Raw genomic sequence first — 20833 nt, 5'->3', positions numbered from 1 at the left:
AAATTAAAATTAAATTACTTTCGCCTCTTCGTGAAGTAATCTTACCAATTCGTCAAGATTATCTGGCGAAATCATTTTTACCGCAGCTCTCGCCGGAACAGAATCATAAGAAACTGCTTCTACTCTCACTTCACTGCTTACAGGTTCTGAAACTTGTAAAGGTTTTGTTCTTGCCGACATAATGCCGCGCATGTTAGGAATAATCAGGTCTTTTTCGTCCACCATTCCTTTTTGTCCAGCAATGATCGCTGGAAGTTTAACTGAGATGGTTTCTTTACCGCCTTCAATTTCTCGAACTGCAGTGGCTTCCGTACCATTAATTTCTAAACCGACACAAGCATTTACAAAAGGTTGATTTAATAACTGAGCAACCATTCCTGGAACTGCACCACCGTTATAATCAATAGATTCTTTTCCGCAAAGGATTAAATCATAGTTACCATCTTTGGCAACATTTGCAATTTCTTTAGCTACAGAAAAACTGTCTTTGGGCTCTGTATTAATTCTGATGGCATCATTTGCACCGATCGCTAAAGCTTTTCTAATTACTGGATCAGTAGTAGCTTCTCCTACGTTTATCACTGTAACAGTAGCACCTTGTGCCTGTAATTTAATTGCTTTAGTAAGCGCAAATTCATCTAATGGATTGATTACCCATTGAATTCCATTTTTGTCAAAAGCAGTCTTATCTGCTGTAAAATTAATTTTAGACGTAGTATCTGGTACACTACTGATACAAACTAATATTTTCATCTGCGAATATTTATTGTTTTAATTTTTGCTAAGATAAATAAAAAATATATTATGCATGCATAGTACATTTAATAATTAATATTGATTACATAATTAACTATTTGGTTTAGAAGGTCTAATTTCTATTTTACTCGGTAATGTTCGTGGATTCATTTTTAGAATATCCAAAACAAGTTGGCCAATATCTTCCGGCTGAATTTTCCAGCTGTCTGCTTCAGAGGGCGTATGTCCGTTAAAATGTGTTGCAACAGAGCCTGGCATTATCGTAGAAACTTTAATATTATATTTTCGAAGATCAATCATGGCTGCTTGTGTAAAACCAACTGCACCAAATTTCGATGCGTTATAACCGGCTCCTTTTTCGAAAAAGTTTGTACCGGCAAGACTCGAAATGGTGATAAAATAACCTTCTGATTTCTTTAATTCTTCAACAGAAGCTTTCAGGGTGTGAAAAATACCATTCAAATTGGTATCAATCATTGCGGACCAATCTTCTAGGGAGAGTTCATCTACAGGTTTAAAGATTCCAACGCCGGCATTTGCTATCACGTAATCTATTTTACCGAATTTTTTGGTAATTTCTTCAACTGCGTTTTTTTCATCCTCGTAACTTTGAACATCAGATGACAAACCGAAAACTGGTGCGGTATCCGTTGATAATTTTTTGGCTACTGATAAAGCATCTTCTTTGTTTCGTCCTGAAATGGCAACTGTTATTCCCTGATCATATAAAACCTGTGCGATGCCAAGGCCTATTCCTTTTGTTCCGCCGGTGATGTAAGCGACTTTATTTTCCATTATTTTTAATTTGTTTAAAGATAAAAAAAAGATTTTTCAAATACCTGTTATTGTCATGTTTACCTTCTATTAAAATCATACAGATGATTCATAGACCTAAAAAAAGCGCCTATTTTTAGGCGCCTTTTAATATTGTGCAATTATCCTTTCGCATAATTTTCAAAGAACAACGGAATACTTTCAATTCCTTTATAAAAATTATATAGTCCGTAATGTTCGTTCGGGGAATGAATTGCGTCGGAATCTAATCCAAAGCCCATTAAAACTGATTTCGAACCTAAAACTTCTTCGAACATGGCGGTAATAGGAATACTTCCACCACTTCGGTAGGGAAGAACTTCTTTACCGAAAGCAGTTTCCATCGCTTTTTTAGCGGCTGCAAATTCTTTGGTATCGCTCGGCAAAACGTACGGCATTCCACCATGATGCGGAGTTACCTTCACTTTAACATTTGCCGGCGCGATCTTCTCGAAGTATTTGGTAAATTTCTCTGTGATTTCATCGGGTGTTTGATAAGGAACCAGGCGCATTGAAATTTTAGCAAAAGCTTTTGAGGGAATTACGGTTTTTGCACCTTCGCCGATATAACCGCCCCAAATCCCATTGCAGTCTAAGGTCGGACGAATTGAAGTTCGTTCTAAAGTCGTGTATCCTTTCTCACCTTCTACTCCACTTAATCCAATTGATTTTTTAAAGTGTTCCGGATCATCTTTCAACTTGTTCATGTCAGCTCTTTCTTCATCAGAAACTGCTTCTACATTATCATAAAATCCGTCAATTTTAATGTGTCCATTTTCATCGATTAAATCTGCAATCATTCGAGACAAAACGTGAATTGGATTAGGAACTGCACCACCGTACAGACCAGAATGTAAATCGCGGTTCGGTCCTTCTACTTCAACTTCTACATAGCTTAAACCTCTTAAACCCGTTGTTACCGTAGGTTGCTCGTTGGAATAAATATGCGTATCGGAAATTAAAATAACATCGCAAGATAATTTCTCTTTATTTTCTTTCACAAAATCCTCTAGACTTTTAGAACCTACTTCTTCTTCGCCCTCAAAAATAAATTTCACATTACAAGGCAAAGTGTTCGTTTTCATCATCGCTTCAAATGCTTTTATGTGCATGAAAAACTGTCCTTTATCATCTGCCGACCCACGCGCAAAAATCGCTCCCTCAGGATGAATTTCAGTCTTTTCTATATAAGGTTCGAACGGAGGTTTTTTCCAAAGATCTAATGGATCAGGTGGCTGCACATCGTAATGACCGTAAACAAGTACAGTTGGAAGCGCTTTATCAACCATTTTTTCTCCGTAGACTATGGGATAGCCTTTTGTTGAACAAACTTCGACAGCATCGGCACCAGCTTCCTTTAAGAAATTGGCAACTTCATCAGCACATTTCAAAACTTCATCTTTATAGGCTGGATCTGCGCTTATAGAAGCGATTTTCAACAATTCAAAAAGCTCATCAACATAGCGCTGTTTGTTTTCTTGAATGTAATTTAATGTTTCTTGCATTATATTTTAATTAAATTAATAGATTGACGAATCTTGTAAAAATAAAAAAAATGTCCTGCAGAAGCAAGACATTTACCTAATATATTCCAAAAGGTCTTATTTATTTTCCGAAGCAGCAGGCTGTGGTGCGGTATTCATTTCCTGCACGCTGTCTTTTTTAATTTGAACTTCGGTAAGCGTAGTTGTTTTCAAAGAGTCATTCATTGGCATTTCTGCTGAAGTTTTTGAGCCAGTAACCGCTGTTGAAGGCGTATTTGTAACCATATCTTCGCTATAACGCTCTACTCCTGGAGTCAATTGCAAAACTCCTTTGTTAGAGCCTGCCTGAATTTTCTGGCAACTGATTACCAATCCTGCGATCGCAACGCCTAAAATAACTTTTTTCATATCTACTTTATGATTAAGATGAATCTTTAAAATTTCACAGCTCCAAAAGTATGAAATATTACCATTTTTCCCAAGGATTTTAGACGATTTCTAAAGAGATCTTAAAATAATTTTATTTTTCAGCGTTTGGGTGAATATTAAATAGCGGTTTCCACCATCCAAAATTTTATATTTATTCTTGATTTCATCAGGCGTTAATGGATGGTTTTTAGAAATGATATTATATTTCTCCCCTTTCTTAATTTGTTTAGAATCAGTAATTACAACTTCTAGAATTCTTCCCGGGAAATTTTCCTTTCTACTGGTCGACGTATATAAATGGGTATTCGGTGCTAATTTTTGAAGTTCAAATTTTTCAGACAAAGTATTGAAAGCTCCTGATTTTAAAATTGAATTATTGGGAATAAATAGAAATGACGAGGGTTCTGAAAAATTGGAAGTTGTCGATTTCTCTTCATCATAATAGAAAGTAAAAGTAGGATCATCACTTTCCAGGTTGGTACAGATGATCTTTGGTGAATTTAAATTTTTGCCTGGTTCAATTAAGATAAGAAGTTCCTTTACTTCATTTCGCACGGCAATAATCTGAATTTCCGAAATATTCTCCACCGAAGATATCAAATAAGTAATATCAATAAGCGGTGACAGTTTAATAAGAATCTTTCCGGATATCTTCGCTAATCTGTCCTTAATTTCCAAAATATCCGGTGATAAATCTTCGAGAAGGAATTTCTTGTTTTTTTGAACATCTCTTCGTGCGGGATCTAAATAAACCAAATCAAATTTTTCTCGATTTTCAGCTAAAAAATGCTCCAGATTATCATTTATAAAATTTGCGTGCCTTCCTAAAATTTTCCAGTTATGTTTCACAATTTCTAACAGTTCGAAATTCTGTTCAACCAAAGTAATTTCTGCAAAATTTTGAGACAGAAAATAAGCATCAATTCCAAAACCTGACGTTAAATCTAGAAAGGTTTTTCCCTGCAAATTTTGACCTTTAAATTTTGCTGTGGTTTCTGAAGAAGCCTGTTCCAAATTCAGATTTGGCGGAAAAATAATCCCTTCTTTCATTAAAAAGGGAAATTTTTTTTGTGCTACTTTTTTTCCTTTGATCTGTTGTACAATTTGTTGCATAGTGACTTCTGGAAAGGGAGATTTTTTCAACAATAAAGAATGCAAATCTGTGGTGAGATTTGCATTGATGTATTTTTGAACTTCTTTATTAAGAATATTTTTCACTATTAATTTAAAAAAAGCCACGAAAGCACGAACTACTTTCGTTACAGAATTTATTCAAACATTTCGGCTAACCGAACAGCTTTAATTTCATTTCCCGCGTACATTTCTTCCGAGGATTTTACCTTTTCAAGTTTCGGATAAAGGTTTACACCAATAATTTTAGTTTTGCCTTCTTCCACCCAATTTTGCTCTTTCATGGCCTGCTCATTAATTTCCGTTTGAATGGTACCAATTTTTAAAAGTTCGCAATAACCTCCTTTTTCTTCCATTTCCCGGAATAGTTTCCAGGATTTTTCAGCCAGTTGTTGCGTTAAATCTTCTACGTAATAACTGCCGTTTCCGGCATCGTTAAAAACATTGATAATACTTTCATACGCCAAAACAATCTGTTGCTTAAAAGAAATCTCCTCTGAAACCGAATCAGAATTTTCCATTTTATAATCATTGCTAAAAACAGCGTCCGCACCGCCAATCATTGCTGCAGAAAGTTCCAAAGTGGAACGTATTAAATTATTTTCAGGATCGTTTTTGGATTTATTTCGGAAAGTAGTTTCTGCAAAAATAAAAGGAGTTTCATCTAAACCAAATTCTTTCGAAAATTGATTGAAAAGTAGTTTCAGCGCTCTAATTTTGGAAATTTCAAAGAAGTAATTGCTACCTAACGATACTTTGAAAATTATTTTATTGATGATTTCAGCGCCGAAAATTTCAGTAAGTTCTTTAGCTTTTGCCAAACCGATCGACAATTGCTGAATCATGGATGCACCTGCATTTTGATGTAAAGAAATATCTACGCACAAATTTCTCTCAAAATTTTTAGACAATAATTCTTTACCCAGTTGCACATTAATTTTGCCTTTTTCGTTGTCTGAAAAAATATCTACCAAAGAAAAATATCGATTGTTTTCGTCTAAGGAAATGTGTTCTGACAAATTTGCATCATTTACGAAAATCACTTTTTCGGTTAAATCTTCCACATTATTATTGAGCAAAAAAGCAAAGACGTTTTCCTCTGCGCTTTCATGATAAGATGAAACCAAATGTGTGGATTCTTCTACTTTTGGCAAATTTGCCAAAGAACTTTTAACGGAATCATAATAAGGTTTTACAGAAAGGTTTTCAAGATTATCTTCAGATAAAATGGTGTAGATATCTTCTGTTTTTAACTGTTTCTGCACGAGAGTTTCCCAATCTTGCAGTGATGTTTTTTTAAACATATTATGAATGTTATTTTACTAAAAGGCTTACTCAAATAATTTATGAAAGTCTGTAAAAACTATATTTCTAAAGGCAATTTATTCCTTTTTAACAGCTTTGGTACTGTCAACCACAAGGATAAAAATTTCCTCATTTGGTTTTTTCATGAAATAATTTTCCCGAGCGTACTTTTCTTTTTCTTCCTTATTGTTCATCAACTTTTTATAAAAATCGTCGTTTTTCTGGTATTCTGACTGGTAATATGCCAATTGATCTTCGTATTTATTGATCTCGCCATTCAATTCATTAACAACCAAAAAAGACGTACTATCAAAGAAAATCATCCAAACCAAAAAAAGGAAAATGGTCACAAAATATTTTGTGATCACATATTTTTGCAAAAACTTTACCGCGGGAGATTTTGGCTTTATTTCTTTGATCAGATCTTCCATGTTAAAGGGTTTTTTTCAACGTATTATTTATGACAGTAGAGAGAAAATCAATCGCCACCGTATTTTGCTTCATATTGGGAACAATTAAATCGGCCTCGTTTTTAGAAGGTTCAATAAATTCCTGATGCATCGGTTTCAAAGTGGTTTGATAACGGTGCAAAACTTCCTGCAAATCTCGTCCTCGTTCCTGTGTATCACGGCGAATACGGCGAATTAACCGTTCATCGGAATCTGCATGAACAAAGACTTTTAAATCATATTCTTTCAATAAATCAGAATTCGTCAGGACCAAAATCCCTTCGACAATTAACACATTTTTTGGTTCTACGGAAACATGATCTCCAGTTCTGGAATGCGTGACAAAGGAATACAAAGGTTGCTCAATACTTTCACCCATTTTAAGGGCTTTCACGTGCTTTATCAACAATTCAAAATCAATCGATTTCGGATGATCGTAATTTAACATTTCACGCTCCGATAAAGTAAGATTCTGATTATCATGATAGTAGTTATCCTGCGACAGCACATTCACTCCTTCTGTGTTAAGTTGCTGTAGAATTTTGTTAACTACAGTGGTTTTTCCGGAGCCGGTTCCGCCAGCAATTCCAATAACGAGCATAATTTTATTTTTACAAATATAGGTTTTTGCGTTAAATTTTGTAGGTAAATTCAAGTCAATTTAAAGTTGATTTTAGGCTCTTTTTTCGATATTAAAGATATAATAAATAACCGCAACTACACGCGCCAGAAATTCTCTGGACTGATTCCGATAATAACTATTGTTTGCCAAAACATCCTGCGCATCAAAACCTAGAGCGTTCATGCCGCTGTTTCGCGCATAAAACAATGCCCGTAAATTGTGAAATCCCTGAGAAACAATGATTACATTTTTCTGGTCGTAAACCTCTAAACAATTTTTAATACTTGCCTGTGTCTGAAAGCCTTTTGGATCTTCGGTGATGATATTTTCGGGCACACCTTCTTGATAAACCAAATAATTTTTCATTGCTGCGGGTTCGTCATAACCTTCGCTTTTTTCCCCACTCACAATTATTTTGGCGATTTTTCCGTGATGGTATAATAGTGCTGTCGCATTCATCCTCGACGTAAAATAAGGATTAGAAAGTCCCGATCGCATTTTAGGCGAAGTTCCCAAAACCAAAGCCGTTTCACGGGGCGGAATTTTAGAAATTTTGGTATAAGTTTTTCCATTGGTGACTGCATATACCCAAATATTGGCAAGAATCATCAACAAAATTCCAATTTCTACTAAACTGAAAAATGACTTTACTATGTCTAAAATTTTCTTCAAATTGTGTTATACCAAATCAAAATTAACTTTAATTTTTTTACTTAAAACGACCGACATGCATGCTAATATCTTCCCTGCTGCGGCTTCTTTATCCGTTAAATATTCATTTTCCAGCAACTCTACTTCGCCTTCTTCCAAAATGCATTCACAACTGCCACAAATTCCAGATTTACATGAATAAGGAACGGGGAATTTCTGGATTAAAAGTTGTTGCAAGAGGCGCATCTTATTGTTTGCTAAAGTAGTGTGATGATTTTGTCCTAAGAGTTTAAAATCAACCGCTATATCTTTCTGCAAAGGAAACTCTTTTTCAACAGGATAAATATCTTCATTAAATTCTTCAAAAAGTTCAAAATGAATATTCTTTTTTGGGATTCCATGTTTGTAACATGCGTTCGCCAATGATTTGATCATCTCGCCTTTTCCGCAAATTAAAACTTCGTCAACCGCATCCCAAATCGTACTTTCTTCATCAGTATCATCAAGTAATAAGAATTGATTGATTATCAGAGCCACCTTCTTTTCATCTAATCGGCCTTCATAAATTCCGTTACCGACTTTCTCCCGGGAATAAAAATGATAAATCTCTAAACGATCTTCATATTGGGATTTGAGTTCATCTAATTCTTTCCTAAAAGCGACATCGGTAAAAGTTTTGTTGCCATAAAAAAGAAATAGCCGCGTACGAGGTTCCGTAAATAAGATGTTTTTAAAATGGCTTAAAATCGGTGTGATCCCTATTCCGCCTGCAAATCCAACTATTGTTCGAAATTCGTGTGGTTTAGAAACCAAAGTAAATCTTCCGCGAGGTGTTGAAACTGATACTTCTGCACCAACTTCCACATTTTGAATTAAAGAATTAACTGGACTTCGGTCGCTGTTAACTTTTATTCCTAATGAAATCTTCTTTTCAAACGGTGCCGATGTCATTGAAAAATCTTTTTGAACCCACTCACCATCCCAGTAAAATTGCAACGTTACATATTGACCAGCCTTAAAAGTGTATTTCGGTTTTAAATTAGAAGGAATTTCGAATTCAAGAGCATAGATGGTTTTGGTCAGTTGTTGCTTTTTCGTTAATTTTAGCGGGTGAAATTCTATTTGTCGGGCTTTAGATGAGAGATTTTCCATAAATTTTAATGACTCAAAAATAATAAAAATAAAATGAAAAAATTAATTCTAAGTACGATACTTCTAACCGCTGTCGTTGCCTGTAACAAAGAATCAAAGGTTACGGAAACAAGTGATATGGCAACAGCAGATTCTATTGTCACGCCGGTTATTGAGACGAATGAGGCCGTTGTTCCCTTTAAAAAAGTAGAATGGACTCCTGAAGAAACATCGAAAATGCTAGGAAATCAAAATAATGATACGTTATATGTAACCAATTTCTTTGCAACCTGGTGTGGCCCGTGCGTTAAGGAAATACCGCATTTCAAAGCAAAGATGGCGGAAATGAAAGGGCAAAAAGTTAAATTTACATTTGTCAGTTTAGACGAGCGCTCCGATTGGGACGAAGTTGTACCGAAGTTTGTAGAGAAATTCGACTTATCTCCAAATGTTGTTCTTTTAGACGGTTCCAAGCTAACTCCAGAATTTTTTCCGAAGAATTTTAAAAAATGGGACGGTGGCGCAATTCCTTTTACTTTGATAAGAAAAGGGGATAAAACTGATGAAACTTTAGGTTCAATGAGTGAAGAAATGCTCAGCCAAAAGCTTAATTCATTCAATTAAAAAAGTTTAAAATAGTCGCAAAGTAATACCTTACCAAAAGGCTACTTTGCGATTTTTATTTTTTAAAATTTGTGACCTAACCGAAATGACGAAAAATTTTAAAATCATCACTTTATTGATTATTATCGGAATTATTGTTTCGATTGTAGTGAATTTAAATATTGGTTTTCTTAATTTAAATTTTTCTGATTTTCTTTCTTCAACTGCTGAAAACGCACAGATTGCAAAACTTCGGGTCAACCGAATTATCGTTATGATGTTGGCTGGCATTGCCATTCCAACGTCTGGATTTTTATTGCAGGAATATTTTCAAAATCCCTTGGCTGGACCTTCTGTTTTAGGAATTACTTCAGTTGCCAGTTTGAGTGTCGCATTTTATATTTTGTTCTCCCAGGATTTGGTGCTGCCAGAATTTCTCCAAAATAGTTTCCTCAGCTTTTCGGCGATCGCAGGAAGTATGGTTTTGATGTTCATACTGCTTGCATTTTCAGGCAAGTTTCAAGACAGATCATTTTTAATAATATTCGGATTTCTCATCTCAGCTTTAGCGGGAGCCGTAGTTTCTATATTGCAGTTTTATGCAGAAAATCAAAGTTTAAAAAATTATATTCTCTGGAGTTTTGGCGCAAATAATCAGGTCTCCACCAATCAAATATTTATCTTATTAGGAATAGTAATCTTCGGACTAGTTTTAAGTTTTAAAACTATAAAACCGCTCATTGGTAATTCTTTAGGAACCGCTTACGCGCAAAGTCTTGGAGTTGATTTAAATAAATTAAAGTTTTTAATCATAATTTCATCTTCTTTACTTTCTGCCTCGGTTACTGCTTTTTTAGGTCCAATTTTGTTTATCGGCATTGTGGTTCCCCATTTCTGCAGAATGCTTTTTAATCCTGCAAAACTCTGGCAACAATGGATTTTGAACATGTTATTAGGAATATTCATTATGGAATTTTTCTCAATTATATCGGAATCCACACAGTTTCCTTTGAATGTAATCACTTCGCTATTTGGAATACCTGTAATATTGACGATGATGCTAAGAGAGAAAAAAGTTTAATGTTTTTTTTAACGCAAAGTCGCAAAAAAAATTTTATTCTTACTGCTGTTTTTAAGGCGCGAATCATCTAAAGATGATGTTACCAACTTCTAAAATTATTAAACTTTAGAATTAAAAAACAAATAAGATGACTGAAAACGAACTTTCAAAAATTGTATTTGAATTGGGTTTAAAAATTCATAGAAGATTAGGCGCAGGTCTTTTTGAAAACGTTTATGAAGAATGTCTTTTTTACGAGTTACAGAAATCTGGTCTTAAAGCAGAAAAGCAAAAAGTTTACCCAATGATTTATGATGAATTGAAAATTGAAAACGCATTCAGAATTGATATCGTTGTGGAAAATAAATTAATTCTGGAAATTAAAGCCGTAGAATTTCTGAACGATACACACAAGGCTCAACTTTTAACGTATTTAAAAATGACAGGATGCAGATTAGGTCTATTAATAAATTTCAGAACCGACGTCTTTAAAAATGGAGTTAAACGAGTCGTCAACGGTTTACCGCAGTAAAAGATATTTAGTTATAATTCTGTTCCCATCGGCGAAGCCGAACTTGCGCCTTCGTAAAATTTGCATTTTAAAACCTTTTCGCCTTTGCGTTAAACAAAACTTAGTGAAAAAATGTTTCTAGAACTAAATAACACATCAATTGGTTACAAAACTCCTTTAATAAAAGAAGTTAATACTGGTTTGGCTTTGGGTGATATTTGCCTTTTAATCGGAAACAATGGCGTTGGAAAAACAACCTTAATTAAAAGTATTCTTAATCAAACTGACTTATTAAACGGTGAAGTTTTACTCAATGGAATAAAAACCAAAACGCTTTCATCCAAAGAAATGGCAGAACAAATTGCTGTCGTTTTTTCAAAGTCTCAAATTCCGGCGAATTATACCTTACGGGATCTCATTTCTTTCGGAAAATATATTCATTATCCTTATTATTTTGAACTGAAAGAATCGGATCAACAGGAAGTTGAAGAAATTATTAAAAGTCTAAATTTGACGCAGTATCGCGATTTTCAGTTGACTGAATTGTCAGATGGTAATCTTCAAAAAGCATTTATCGGACGAGCTTTAGCACAAAATTCGCCGATGATAATTCTGGACGAACCCACTACGCATTTAGATGAAGAGAATAAAATTATTATTTTAAAACTCCTCCGCAACTTAGCCAAAGTTCACAAAAAACTCATCCTCTTTTCATCTCATGATTGGCGATTAGCAAAAGAATTCGCGGATAAAATTTGGCTGATACATGATCAAAAAATCGATGCAGGAATTGCGGAAGAAATTCTCTTGAAGCATAATGAATTACTTAATCCTGAGCTCTTCGATTTCACGGAAAGTTTTGTTCCACCAAAAATTTCAGCGCCCGATTTTCATAAGGAAATGCTGTACTCATTTCTTCAAAAAAATTTCACAAAAGATCTCTCTTTTCTGAAATTTACATTCCAGGATGGTTTTTGGGTGATTTTCGAGGCAGATAAACAAATAAAATGCTCATCTTTTACAGAAATCGCTAATTTCCTCGCAAAACCTTATTGATACGTGATTTTCAGACTGTTTCCTAAAGTACTATGCATGCATAGTACTATGCTTTTCATATCTTTTAATAGGTTGATGCTCAACATTTAACAAAATTTTAACCTACGAGATATACTATGCATGCATAATATTTTCTATATTTGAATTCAACCAGGTATACTAAATATTATGAATAAATCACACGCAGAAAAAGTTGAAAATGTAGATCTCATTTTGAAATCTACCTGGCTCGCAGTTTCGAAAATGTATTCCGAACTCGCCCAAGATCATGATGCCACTGCCGTACAGGCACTTACGCTATTAAAAATAGATCCAAAAGATGGCACCAGAAGTACGAATCTCGGTCCGAAAATGGCCATAGAACCAACATCTTTAACGAGAATTATTAAACTTTTAGAAGACAATGGTTACATCTATAAAGAAAAAACCACAAACGATAAGCGGGAAGTAATCATTAAACTAACTGAAAAAGGTTTGAATTCAAGAAACCTATCGAAAGAGGTTGTCGTCAATTTCAATAAAAAAGTCGTAGAGAAAATTCCTCACGAAAAAATGGAAATCTTCAAAGAAGTGATGACAGACATTTTGAAAATTGCAAACGAATTAAATAACAAAAAATAAATATCAATGAAACGACGAATTAAACACGTAACGGTTCTTGGTTCAGGAATTATGGGTTCCGGTATCGCAGCACACTTCGCCAACATCGGCGTACAAGTGCTTTTATTAGATATCGTGCCTTTTGAACTGACAGAAGCTGAACAGAAAAAAGGTCTGACCAAAGAAGATAGAGTGGTTCGAAACAGAATCGCTGCAGAAAACTTTGTGAAGTTACAGAAGTCAAGTCCAGCGCTTTTATACTCTCCCAAATTTGCGGAGAGAATTACGGTTGGAAACTTTGATGATGATTTAGAAAAAATCAAAAAAACAGACTGGATTATTGAGGTTGTGGTTGAAAGACTCGACATTAAAAAATCGGTTTACGAAAAGATAGAACAGTTTAGAAAACCGGGAACTTTAGTTTCATCAAACACTTCTGGAATTCCTATTCATTTCTTGATTGAAGGAAGAAGTGATGATTTCAAAAAGTATTTCGCTGGAACGCATTTCTTTAATCCGGTAAGATATTTACCACTTTTAGAAATTATTCCAACACCTGAAACCGATCCTGAAGTTATTCAATTCTATATGGATTTCGGCGCGAAGTTTTTAGGCAAAACCACGGTTTTAGCGAAAGATACTCCCGCTTTTATCGCGAATAGAATTGGCGTTTTCTCGATGATGAACTTGCTCCATGAGATCAAAGGTTTAGGTTTGAATGTTTCTGATATTGATAAATTAACCGGTCCAATTATCGGCCGACCAAAATCTGCAACATTCCGAACTGCGGATGTTGTTGGTCTCGATACTTTGGTCATGGTTGCGGATGGCGTTCGAAACAGTAAAATGGAAGCGAACGATTTTAACGACGTTTTCAAATTGCCAGATTACGTTCAGAAAATGGTCGACAACAAATGGTTGGGATCTAAATCTGAACAAGGTTTTTACAAGAAAATTAAAAATGCAGAAGGTAAATCTGAAATTCACGGGCTGAATTTAGATACCATGGAATATGAACTTCAAGGCAAAACTGAATTCCCTACTCTAGCTTTAACCAAAGCGATCGATAAACCAATCGACCGTTTCAAGGTTTTAATTGGCGGAAAAGATAAAGCCGCAGAGTTATATCGCAAATCTTTTGGCGCTTTATTCGCTTATGTTTCGCATAAAGTTCCGGAAATTTCTGATGAACTGTATAAGATCGATGACGCAATGCGTGCAGGTTTCGGTTGGGAAAATGGACCTTTTGAAATTTGGGATGCGATTGGCGTTCAGAAAGGAATTGAATTAGCCAAAGATGCGGGCTATCAAGTTTCTGATTGGGTGAAAAATGTCGACTCATTCTACAAAGTAAATGACGAAGGACAAAGCATTTATTTCGATAAAAACTCTGGAGACTACAACAGTATTCCAGGTCAAGAAGACTTTATCATTCTGGACAATATTAGAAAAAACAAAACACTTTGGAGCAATTCAGGTTCCTCAATTCAGGATTTGGGCGATGGAATTATCAACTTTGAAATCCATTCTAAAATGAACTCTTTAGGAGGCGAAGTGTTAGATGGTTTGAACCGAGCCATCGATTTAGCCGAAAAAGAGTATGACGGTTTGGTTGTAGGAAATCAAGGCGCGAATTTCTCTGTTGGAGCCAATTTAGCAATGATTTTAATGATGGCAATTGATCAGGATTGGGATGATTTAAATATGGCGATTGCTTATTTCCAAAAATCAATGATGCGCGTTCGTTATTCATCAATTCCTGTTGTAGTTGCTCCACACGGAATGACTTTAGGAGGTGGTTGCGAAATGACGATGCACGCTGACCGCGTTGTTGCAGCAGCAGAAACGTATATCGGCTTGGTAGAAACTGGTGTCGGTGTAATTCCTGGCGGTGGTGGAACAAAGGAAATGGCCTTGAGAGTTTCCCGTGAATTCCATTCTGATGATGTTAAAAATAACAGACTTCGGGATATGTTCATGAATATCGCAATGGGAAAAGTGGCAACTTCTGCTTACGAAGCCTACGATATGGGAATTTTAGAAAACCATAAAGACATTGTGGTCGTGAATAAAAACCGTCAGATCAAGACTGCAAAAATGCTCGCTTTAAGTTTAGCGGAACATGGTTACACACAACCGATCGAGCAAAAAGTGAAAGTTTTAGGGCGTGATGCATTGGGAATGTTCCTCGTTGGAACTGATCAAATGTTAACCGGAAAATATATTTCTGAGCACGATAAGTTGATTGCGGACAAATTAGCCAACGTTTTGGTAGGTGGAAATCTTTCTGAACCAACAGTTGTCACAGAACAATATTTATTGAATCTGGAAAGAGAAACTTTCTTACAATTATGTGGTGAAAGAAAAACTTTGGAAAGAATCCAGTTTATGTTAACGAAAGGGAAACCACTTAGGAATTAGAAGTTAGAATTTAGACATTAGAGGGTAGATGAAAACGCACCGATTAAGAGATTTAATTATTTGGCAGAAGTCAATGGTTTTGGTTAAAGATATTTATCTTTTGACTGAGAACATCCCTGTCACCGAAAAATTTGGATTGATTTCACAAATCAGAAGATGTGCAGTTTCTATTCCTTCTAATATTGCAGAAGGCGCTGGAAGAAATAATCCGAAAGAATTCAATCAATTTTTAGGAATCGCAAATGGTTCAAGCTATGAATTAGAAACACAATTAATTTTATTAGTTGATTTAAATTTTAAAAGCGAAGACGAAATTCAGCCTCTACTCAACATTTTAACAGAAATTCAGAAGATGATTTATAAATTCAAAACTAATTTAATGAGCAGTTAGATCTAATTTCTAACATCTCATTTCTAATTTCAAATAAAAGAATTATGTCAAAACAAGCATATATAATAAAGGGTTTTAGAACCGCAGTCGGAAAGGCTCCGAAAGGATCACTTCGATTCACGCGTCCCGATGTCATGGCAGTAACCGTTATCGAAAAGCTAATGGCTGCAGTGCCGCAGTTAGATAAAAACAGAATCGACGATTTGATCGTTGGTAACGCAATGCCAGAAGCAGAACAAGGTTTGAACGTCGCGCGTTTAATCTCTTTGATGGGATTAAAGACGGATCAAGTTCCCGGTGTTACGGTTAATAGATACTGCGCTTCCGGATCTGAAGCAATTGCAATTGCCTCTGCAAAAATTCAGGCAGGAATGGCGGATTGCATCATCGCAGGTGGAACAGAATCAATGTCGTATATCCCGATGGGCGGTTACAAACCAGTGCCAGAAAGCGATATGGCAAAAACCAATCCCGATTATTATTGGGGAATGGGTTACACGGCGGAAGAAGTGGCGAAACAGTTCAATATTTCCCGTGAAGAACAAGATGAATTTTCTTTCGATTCTCACAACAAGGCTTTAAAAGCGAATGAGACTGGAAGATTTAAAGATCAGATTGTTCCAATTCCGGTTGAATACAACTACTTGGATGAGAATCAAAAAATGCAAACCAAAAAATATGATTTTTCTGTGGATGAAGGTCCAAGAAAGGGAACAAGTTTGGAAGGTTTGGCAAAATTACGTCCGGTCTTTGCAAATGGGGGAAGTGTAACTGCAGGAAACTCCTCTCAAATGAGCGACGGTGCAGCGTTCGTCATTGTAATGTCGGAGGAAATGGTGAAAGAATTAGGGTTGGAACCGGAAGCAAGATTGGTTGCTTATGCAGCCGCAGGTTTGGAACCAAGAATTATGGGAATGGGTCCATTATACGCTATTCCAAAAGCTTTAAAACAAGCAGGTTTAGAATTAAAAGACATCGATTTAATTGAATTGAACGAGGCCTTCGCTTCCCAATCCGTGGCTTTGAAAAAAGAATTGAATCTTAATCCAGACATCTTAAACGTAAACGGCGGCGCCATCGCACTCGGACATCCACTCGGGTGTACCGGAACAAAACTAACCGTTCAACTTCTCGATGAAATGCGCAAGCGTGGCAACATGAAATACGGAATGGTAACGATGTGCGTAGGAACGGGACAGGGAGCAGCGAGTATTTTCGAGCTTCTCTAGAAATTTTAGATTTTAAATTATAAATTTTAGATGAAATGAGTTTCAAACAAGACAATTTGATTCAGATTAAAACATTTGATTTTGCTTTAGAGATTATTAAATTTTATCTTGAATGCAAATCCCAAAATGAATATGTTTTATCAAAGCAAATTCTTCGTTCCGGAACTTCAATAGGAGCAAATGTTGAAGAAGCAATTGCTGCTCAGTCAAAAAAAGATTTTATTTCAAAACTTTCAATTGCAAATAAAGAAGCAAGAGAAACGAAATATTGGTTGCGACTTTATCAATCTTCGAATTTGGTTCAAATTGAAATTGAATCTCATTTAAAGGAAATAGAAAGCATCCTTAATATCTTAACTAAAATCATCAAAACATCATCTGAAAATTTATAACAGCGAATCTAATTTAAAATCTATAATCTAAAATTTAAAATCAAAATAATGAGCAATACTTTAAAAGGCGGTGAATTCATCATCAAAGATATTCCTGCAGCAGAATTATTCAGTTTAGAAGAATTATCCGATGAGCAAAAAATGCTTCGTGATTCGGTATCTGAATTTATGGAAAGAGACGTCATCCCACACAGAGAGCGTTTCGAGAAAAAAGATTATGCATTAACCGAAGAAACCATGCGCAAATTGGGCGAAATGGGAACTTTGGGAATTGCAGTTCCAGAACAATACGGCGGTCTCGGAATGGGATTTGTGAGTACCATGCTTGCCTGCGACATGGTTTCTGGAGCCAATGGCTCCCTGGCAACTGCTTACGGAGCGCACACCGGAATCGGAACACTTCCTATCCTTCTTTATGGAACGGAAGAATTGAAACAAAAATACCTTCCTGCTTTAGCAACAGGTGAAAAATTTGGAGCCTATTGCTTGACAGAGCCTGATGCAGGTTCCGATGCGAACTCCGGAAAAACAAAAGCTGTTCTTTCAGAAGATGGGAAACATTACATCATCAACGGACAGAAAATGTGGATCTCGAATGCAGGTTTTGCTGATACATTCACCTTATTCGCCAGAATTGAAGATGATAAAAACATTACCGGTTTCGTGATCAACCGTTCTGAACTGGAAGATCCAAACAGCATGACCATGGGCGAGGAAGAACACAAATTAGGAATTCGCTCCTCTTCTACCCGTCAGGTTTTCTTTAATGATATGAAAATTCCCGTAGGAAATTTATTGGGAGAAAGAAACAATGGTTTTAAAATAGCGATCAACGCTCTAAATGCGGGCCGAATTAAATTAGCCGCCGCAAACATTGATGGACAAAGAAGAATTACAGGTTTAGCCATTAAATATGCCAATGAAAGAAAACAATTTGGCGTGGCGATTTCTACTTTTGGAGCGATCCGTAAGAAAATTGCAGAAATGTCCACAGGAATTTTCGTTTCTGAAGCTGGATCTTACAGAGCAGCGAAAAATGTAGAAGATAAAATTACGGAATTCATTGCAGGTGGAATGTCTCACGCAGAAGCAGAATTAAGCGCTTTGGCAGAATATGCGGTAGAATGCTCTATTCTTAAAGTGTATGTTTCGGATCTGACGCAACATATTGCAGACGAAGGAATTCAGATTTACGGTGGAATGGGTTTCTCTGAGGATGCACCTATGGAAGCAGCTTGGCGAGATTCCAGAATTGGTAGAATTTACGAAGGAACAAACGAAATTAATAGACTACTTGCCGTAGGAATGTTGATCAAGAAAACCATGAAAGGCGAACTTGATTTGTTGAAACCAGCCATGGCCATCGGAAAAGAATTGATGGGAATTCCCTCTTTCGAAGTTCCTGATTATTCAGAATATATGTCTGAAGAAAAAGCAATTCTTCACAACTTGAAGAAAGTATTCTTAATGGTTGCCGGAGCAGCGCTTCAGAAATACATGATGGACATCGAAAAACAGCAACATCTTTTACTAAATGCCTCTGAAATTCTGAACCAGATCTATATGGCAGAATCTGCAGTTTTAAGAGCAGAAAAACATTTCGATACCGATTCAGTACAAGCCTCAATGGCGAGATTAAATCTTTACAAAGCCGTGGAAGCAATTACCACCGCAGCGAAAGAAGGAATCGTATCCTTTGCAGAAGGCGACGAACAGCGCATGATGCTTTCAGGCCTAAGAAGATTTACAAAGTACACCAATATGCCAAATGTAGTTGCCTTAACTGAAAAAGTTGCAGCCCATTTCGTGGAAAAAGGATCTTACTAGAAATAGTTTGATATGTGGTTTGAACGCTCTGAGAAATCGGGGCGTTCTTTTTTGTTGATTATAAGCACGGATTGTAAATCAGCGCTATCCAAGTGATCTTATCATTCTTTTAGTTTTTAGGGTTCTGTTATTTAAAATGAAAACTTGTACGTATAGTATTAATCAACATCCACTTATTAAAAGTTTTATAAAGTTTTGTTGTTTTAAATTCCTTTCGTTATATTAGAGATTAAACATAAAATAAATAGTATGGAAATGAAACAGATATCTACTAGTGTACAGCAAACAGTAAATCTAGTTGCGCCCGATTTAACAAAACTAATTGCGGCTATGAATGAAACAAAAGTAAGTATAGGCAATATAATTACACCTCAACTTCAAGAAGGGTTTGAATCTGTAAAGCAAATTAATTTCAAAATGCCTTACTCTGCAGAATTATCAAAATCCTTATTGATGATACAGAATTATAGTCATTTCGGTAATGCTCAATTTCCACAAATTAAAATTGACAATAGATTCAATTCTAAAATATTTTTAGAAAAACACAATTACGAATCAAATTTTAATTCAGTCGATATGGGACCTAGGACGGTTAGAGTTCGACAAAATGATATAATAGAATTTTTGAAATAATTTATTAAGGCAAATCTATAGGAAATTGAAACCACAATAGTTGGATTAAAGATTATATTTCTAGGCTTTCTTTATCTTTGATAAGACGCTAGTTTCCCATTTTCAAAATAAAGATAAGTACTGTTATAAACCCATTGTTGATGATTTCCCCAAGATCCAACAGTCTCATTAATTTCGGTCGGCTGACCAAATGCTATTAATGCCATTTCAGTTGTCATACCTATCCAATAGTGACCTTCACGCAGTGAATTATATGTGTTAAGGCCATATTTTTTAATTAATAATTCCTCCTTCTTATTATCCTGAAGTTCATTTTGTTTTGCTATTCTACTAGCATTCTCTAAACGAATTTCATTTTCAATAAATTTTTTGTTCTCAATATAATTTGCGATTTCAGGAGTACTTTCAATCCATAATGTACTGGCATAACCACAGTTTTCATCATAACAAATTTTAAAGTATTCGTCAACGTAATCAAGAATGAAAACGTTCTTTTCACCATTTACAATAAAAATATCTTTTGCAAGTGGATTTGGCGCATCTTTTATTTTCCCGCCATTTTTTATTATTGCATTAATTTTTACATTCTGAATTTGCGATAGTACATTCTTACTATTTAATATCGAAATATTTTTATCAACTATATTTAAAGAATCATTCAGTGTTTTAATTTGATTCTGGATTGTTTCCTTTTTTAATTTTAAAGCACTTAAATTTTGTGATTTCACAATTACAGTTGAAGTAAAACAGATAAGTACAGATATTATTATAAATTTTTTCATCGATTTTATTTTTAATAAAAATAATCTTAATTTTACTATTATGAGAAAGAATAAATTTTACACGTTACACAGATAGCGTGATTTGCAACGCAATACAGGACTTTTAAAATAACCGTAACGACAATATTACAACCACAATTACCCCATAAAAACCACAAAAAAAACTTTAAAAGGATTTTCTAAATCGGCATAATTTAACTGATGTCGCAGATCTGCAATTCGTGACGACAATACAGAAACTTCAATTACCCATAAAAGTACAAAAAAATTCAAATGACTTTCTAAATCAGCATAATTTCTAACCGTTCTAAAATAGTAATTCCAGATTTAGCAATTTTTATAAAATATCCAAAATAACTTGCACTACCCTTTTCTATACCAGTGAAATAAAATGGAGCCCAAAAAAGGCATTAGCAAACACATAAAAAACCACATGAGTTTTCGCGGGCTCGAATAAGGGCTTTTTAAAATTTCCAAAATGCTAAAAATTAACACTGGAATAAACAGAAATAGAAAAATGTAATAATAGGATTGAGTGCTCATCACAATTTTTGTCT

General features: G+C 35.2%; 22 protein-coding genes. 11 read left to right on the top strand and 11 right to left on the bottom strand.

Annotated features, from left to right (window positions below; translation table 11 throughout):
- Positions 1-9: 9 nt before the first annotated feature.
- The 10 genes from LC814_RS01655 to LC814_RS01610 all read right to left on the bottom strand — a co-directional run bounded on the left by LC814_RS01655 (position 10) and on the right by LC814_RS01610 (position 8792).
- Positions 10-753, bottom strand: coding sequence for an electron transfer flavoprotein subunit beta/FixA family protein (locus LC814_RS01655; RefSeq protein ID WP_226064613.1), 744 nt, complete (start codon positions 751-753; stop codon positions 10-12).
- Between the two features lie 93 nt (positions 754-846).
- Positions 847-1551, bottom strand: coding sequence for an SDR family oxidoreductase (locus LC814_RS01650; protein WP_226064612.1), 705 nt, complete (start codon positions 1549-1551; stop codon positions 847-849).
- Between the two features lie 140 nt (positions 1552-1691).
- Positions 1692-3074 carry a dipeptidase gene (locus tag LC814_RS01645; RefSeq protein WP_226064611.1) on the bottom strand — a complete coding sequence of 461 codons (1383 nt, stop codon included), beginning with the start codon at positions 3072-3074 and terminating at the stop codon, positions 1692-1694.
- 96 nt (positions 3075-3170) lie between these two features.
- Positions 3171-3461, bottom strand: a complete 291-nt coding sequence (locus LC814_RS01640; RefSeq protein WP_226064610.1) for a hypothetical protein — start codon at positions 3459-3461, stop codon at positions 3171-3173.
- Positions 3462-3551: 90 nt separating this feature from the next.
- Positions 3552-4700: a class I SAM-dependent methyltransferase gene (locus LC814_RS01635; RefSeq protein ID WP_226064609.1), complete on the bottom strand. Its 1149-nt coding sequence runs from the start codon at positions 4698-4700 to the stop codon at positions 3552-3554.
- A gap of 50 nt (positions 4701-4750) precedes the next feature.
- A complete protein-coding gene (locus LC814_RS01630) occupies positions 4751-5917 on the bottom strand; it encodes a methylmalonyl-CoA mutase family protein (protein WP_226064608.1) in 1167 nt (388 codons plus the stop codon).
- 78 nt (positions 5918-5995) lie between these two features.
- Positions 5996-6349, bottom strand: a complete 354-nt coding sequence (locus LC814_RS01625) for an FtsB family cell division protein (RefSeq protein ID WP_226064607.1) — start codon at positions 6347-6349, stop codon at positions 5996-5998.
- A gap of 1 nt (position 6350) precedes the next feature.
- Complete coding sequence (gene udk / locus LC814_RS01620) at positions 6351-6968, bottom strand: uridine kinase (protein WP_226064606.1); 618 nt, start codon at positions 6966-6968, stop codon at positions 6351-6353.
- A gap of 72 nt (positions 6969-7040) precedes the next feature.
- On the bottom strand, positions 7041-7598 hold the full coding sequence (locus LC814_RS01615; protein WP_226065850.1) for a SanA/YdcF family protein: 558 nt from the start codon (positions 7596-7598) through the stop codon (positions 7041-7043).
- Between the two features lie 69 nt (positions 7599-7667).
- Positions 7668-8792, bottom strand: a complete 1125-nt coding sequence (locus tag LC814_RS01610; protein WP_226064605.1) for a 2Fe-2S iron-sulfur cluster-binding protein — start codon at positions 8790-8792, stop codon at positions 7668-7670.
- A 33-nt stretch (positions 8793-8825) separates the two neighbouring features.
- Here LC814_RS01610 and LC814_RS01605 point away from each other — a divergent pair, with 33 nt between their 5' ends.
- The 11 genes from LC814_RS01605 (at position 8826) to LC814_RS01555 (ending at position 19494) form a co-directional block, all read left to right on the top strand.
- Positions 8826-9395, top strand: a complete 570-nt coding sequence (locus LC814_RS01605; RefSeq protein ID WP_226064604.1) for a TlpA family protein disulfide reductase — start codon at positions 8826-8828, stop codon at positions 9393-9395.
- 85 nt (positions 9396-9480) lie between these two features.
- Positions 9481-10455 (top strand): iron chelate uptake ABC transporter family permease subunit, encoded by a 975-nt coding sequence (locus tag LC814_RS01600; RefSeq protein WP_226064603.1) that lies wholly within the window; start codon positions 9481-9483, stop codon positions 10453-10455.
- Between the two features lie 127 nt (positions 10456-10582).
- Positions 10583-10966, top strand: a complete 384-nt coding sequence (locus LC814_RS01595; protein ID WP_226064602.1) for a GxxExxY protein — start codon at positions 10583-10585, stop codon at positions 10964-10966.
- 111 nt (positions 10967-11077) lie between these two features.
- Positions 11078-12001 carry an ABC transporter ATP-binding protein gene (locus LC814_RS01590; protein WP_226064601.1) on the top strand — a complete coding sequence of 308 codons (924 nt, stop codon included), beginning with the start codon at positions 11078-11080 and terminating at the stop codon, positions 11999-12001.
- A 168-nt stretch (positions 12002-12169) separates the two neighbouring features.
- Positions 12170-12622: a MarR family winged helix-turn-helix transcriptional regulator gene (locus LC814_RS01585; RefSeq protein ID WP_226064600.1), complete on the top strand. Its 453-nt coding sequence runs from the start codon at positions 12170-12172 to the stop codon at positions 12620-12622.
- A 6-nt stretch (positions 12623-12628) separates the two neighbouring features.
- Positions 12629-15022 (top strand): 3-hydroxyacyl-CoA dehydrogenase/enoyl-CoA hydratase family protein, encoded by a 2394-nt coding sequence (locus tag LC814_RS01580; RefSeq protein WP_226064599.1) that lies wholly within the window; start codon positions 12629-12631, stop codon positions 15020-15022.
- 28 nt (positions 15023-15050) lie between these two features.
- On the top strand, positions 15051-15413 hold the full coding sequence (locus LC814_RS01575) for a four helix bundle protein (RefSeq protein WP_226064598.1): 363 nt from the start codon (positions 15051-15053) through the stop codon (positions 15411-15413).
- A gap of 44 nt (positions 15414-15457) precedes the next feature.
- Positions 15458-16642, top strand: a complete 1185-nt coding sequence (locus LC814_RS01570) for an acetyl-CoA C-acyltransferase (RefSeq protein ID WP_226064597.1) — start codon at positions 15458-15460, stop codon at positions 16640-16642.
- Positions 16643-16677: 35 nt separating this feature from the next.
- On the top strand, positions 16678-17034 hold the full coding sequence (locus LC814_RS01565) for a four helix bundle protein (RefSeq protein WP_226064596.1): 357 nt from the start codon (positions 16678-16680) through the stop codon (positions 17032-17034).
- A gap of 48 nt (positions 17035-17082) precedes the next feature.
- Positions 17083-18861, top strand: a complete 1779-nt coding sequence (locus tag LC814_RS01560; RefSeq protein ID WP_226064595.1) for an acyl-CoA dehydrogenase FadE — start codon at positions 17083-17085, stop codon at positions 18859-18861.
- A 249-nt stretch (positions 18862-19110) separates the two neighbouring features.
- Entirely contained in the window at positions 19111-19494 is a 384-nt protein-coding gene (locus LC814_RS01555; RefSeq protein WP_226064594.1) for a hypothetical protein, read from the top strand.
- 71 nt (positions 19495-19565) lie between these two features.
- On the opposite strand, the gene LC814_RS01550 is transcribed toward LC814_RS01555, so the two are convergent.
- A complete protein-coding gene (locus LC814_RS01550; RefSeq protein ID WP_226064593.1) occupies positions 19566-20276 on the bottom strand; it encodes a hypothetical protein in 711 nt (236 codons plus the stop codon).
- Positions 20277-20833: the final 557 nt, after the last annotated feature.

The organism is Kaistella polysaccharea (genome assembly GCF_020410745.1).
Classification (GTDB): Bacteria; Bacteroidota; Bacteroidia; order Flavobacteriales; family Weeksellaceae; genus Kaistella; species Kaistella polysaccharea.
The sequence above is the reverse complement of the archived record's forward strand: the minus strand, read 5'-3'. Positions and strand labels throughout refer to the sequence as shown.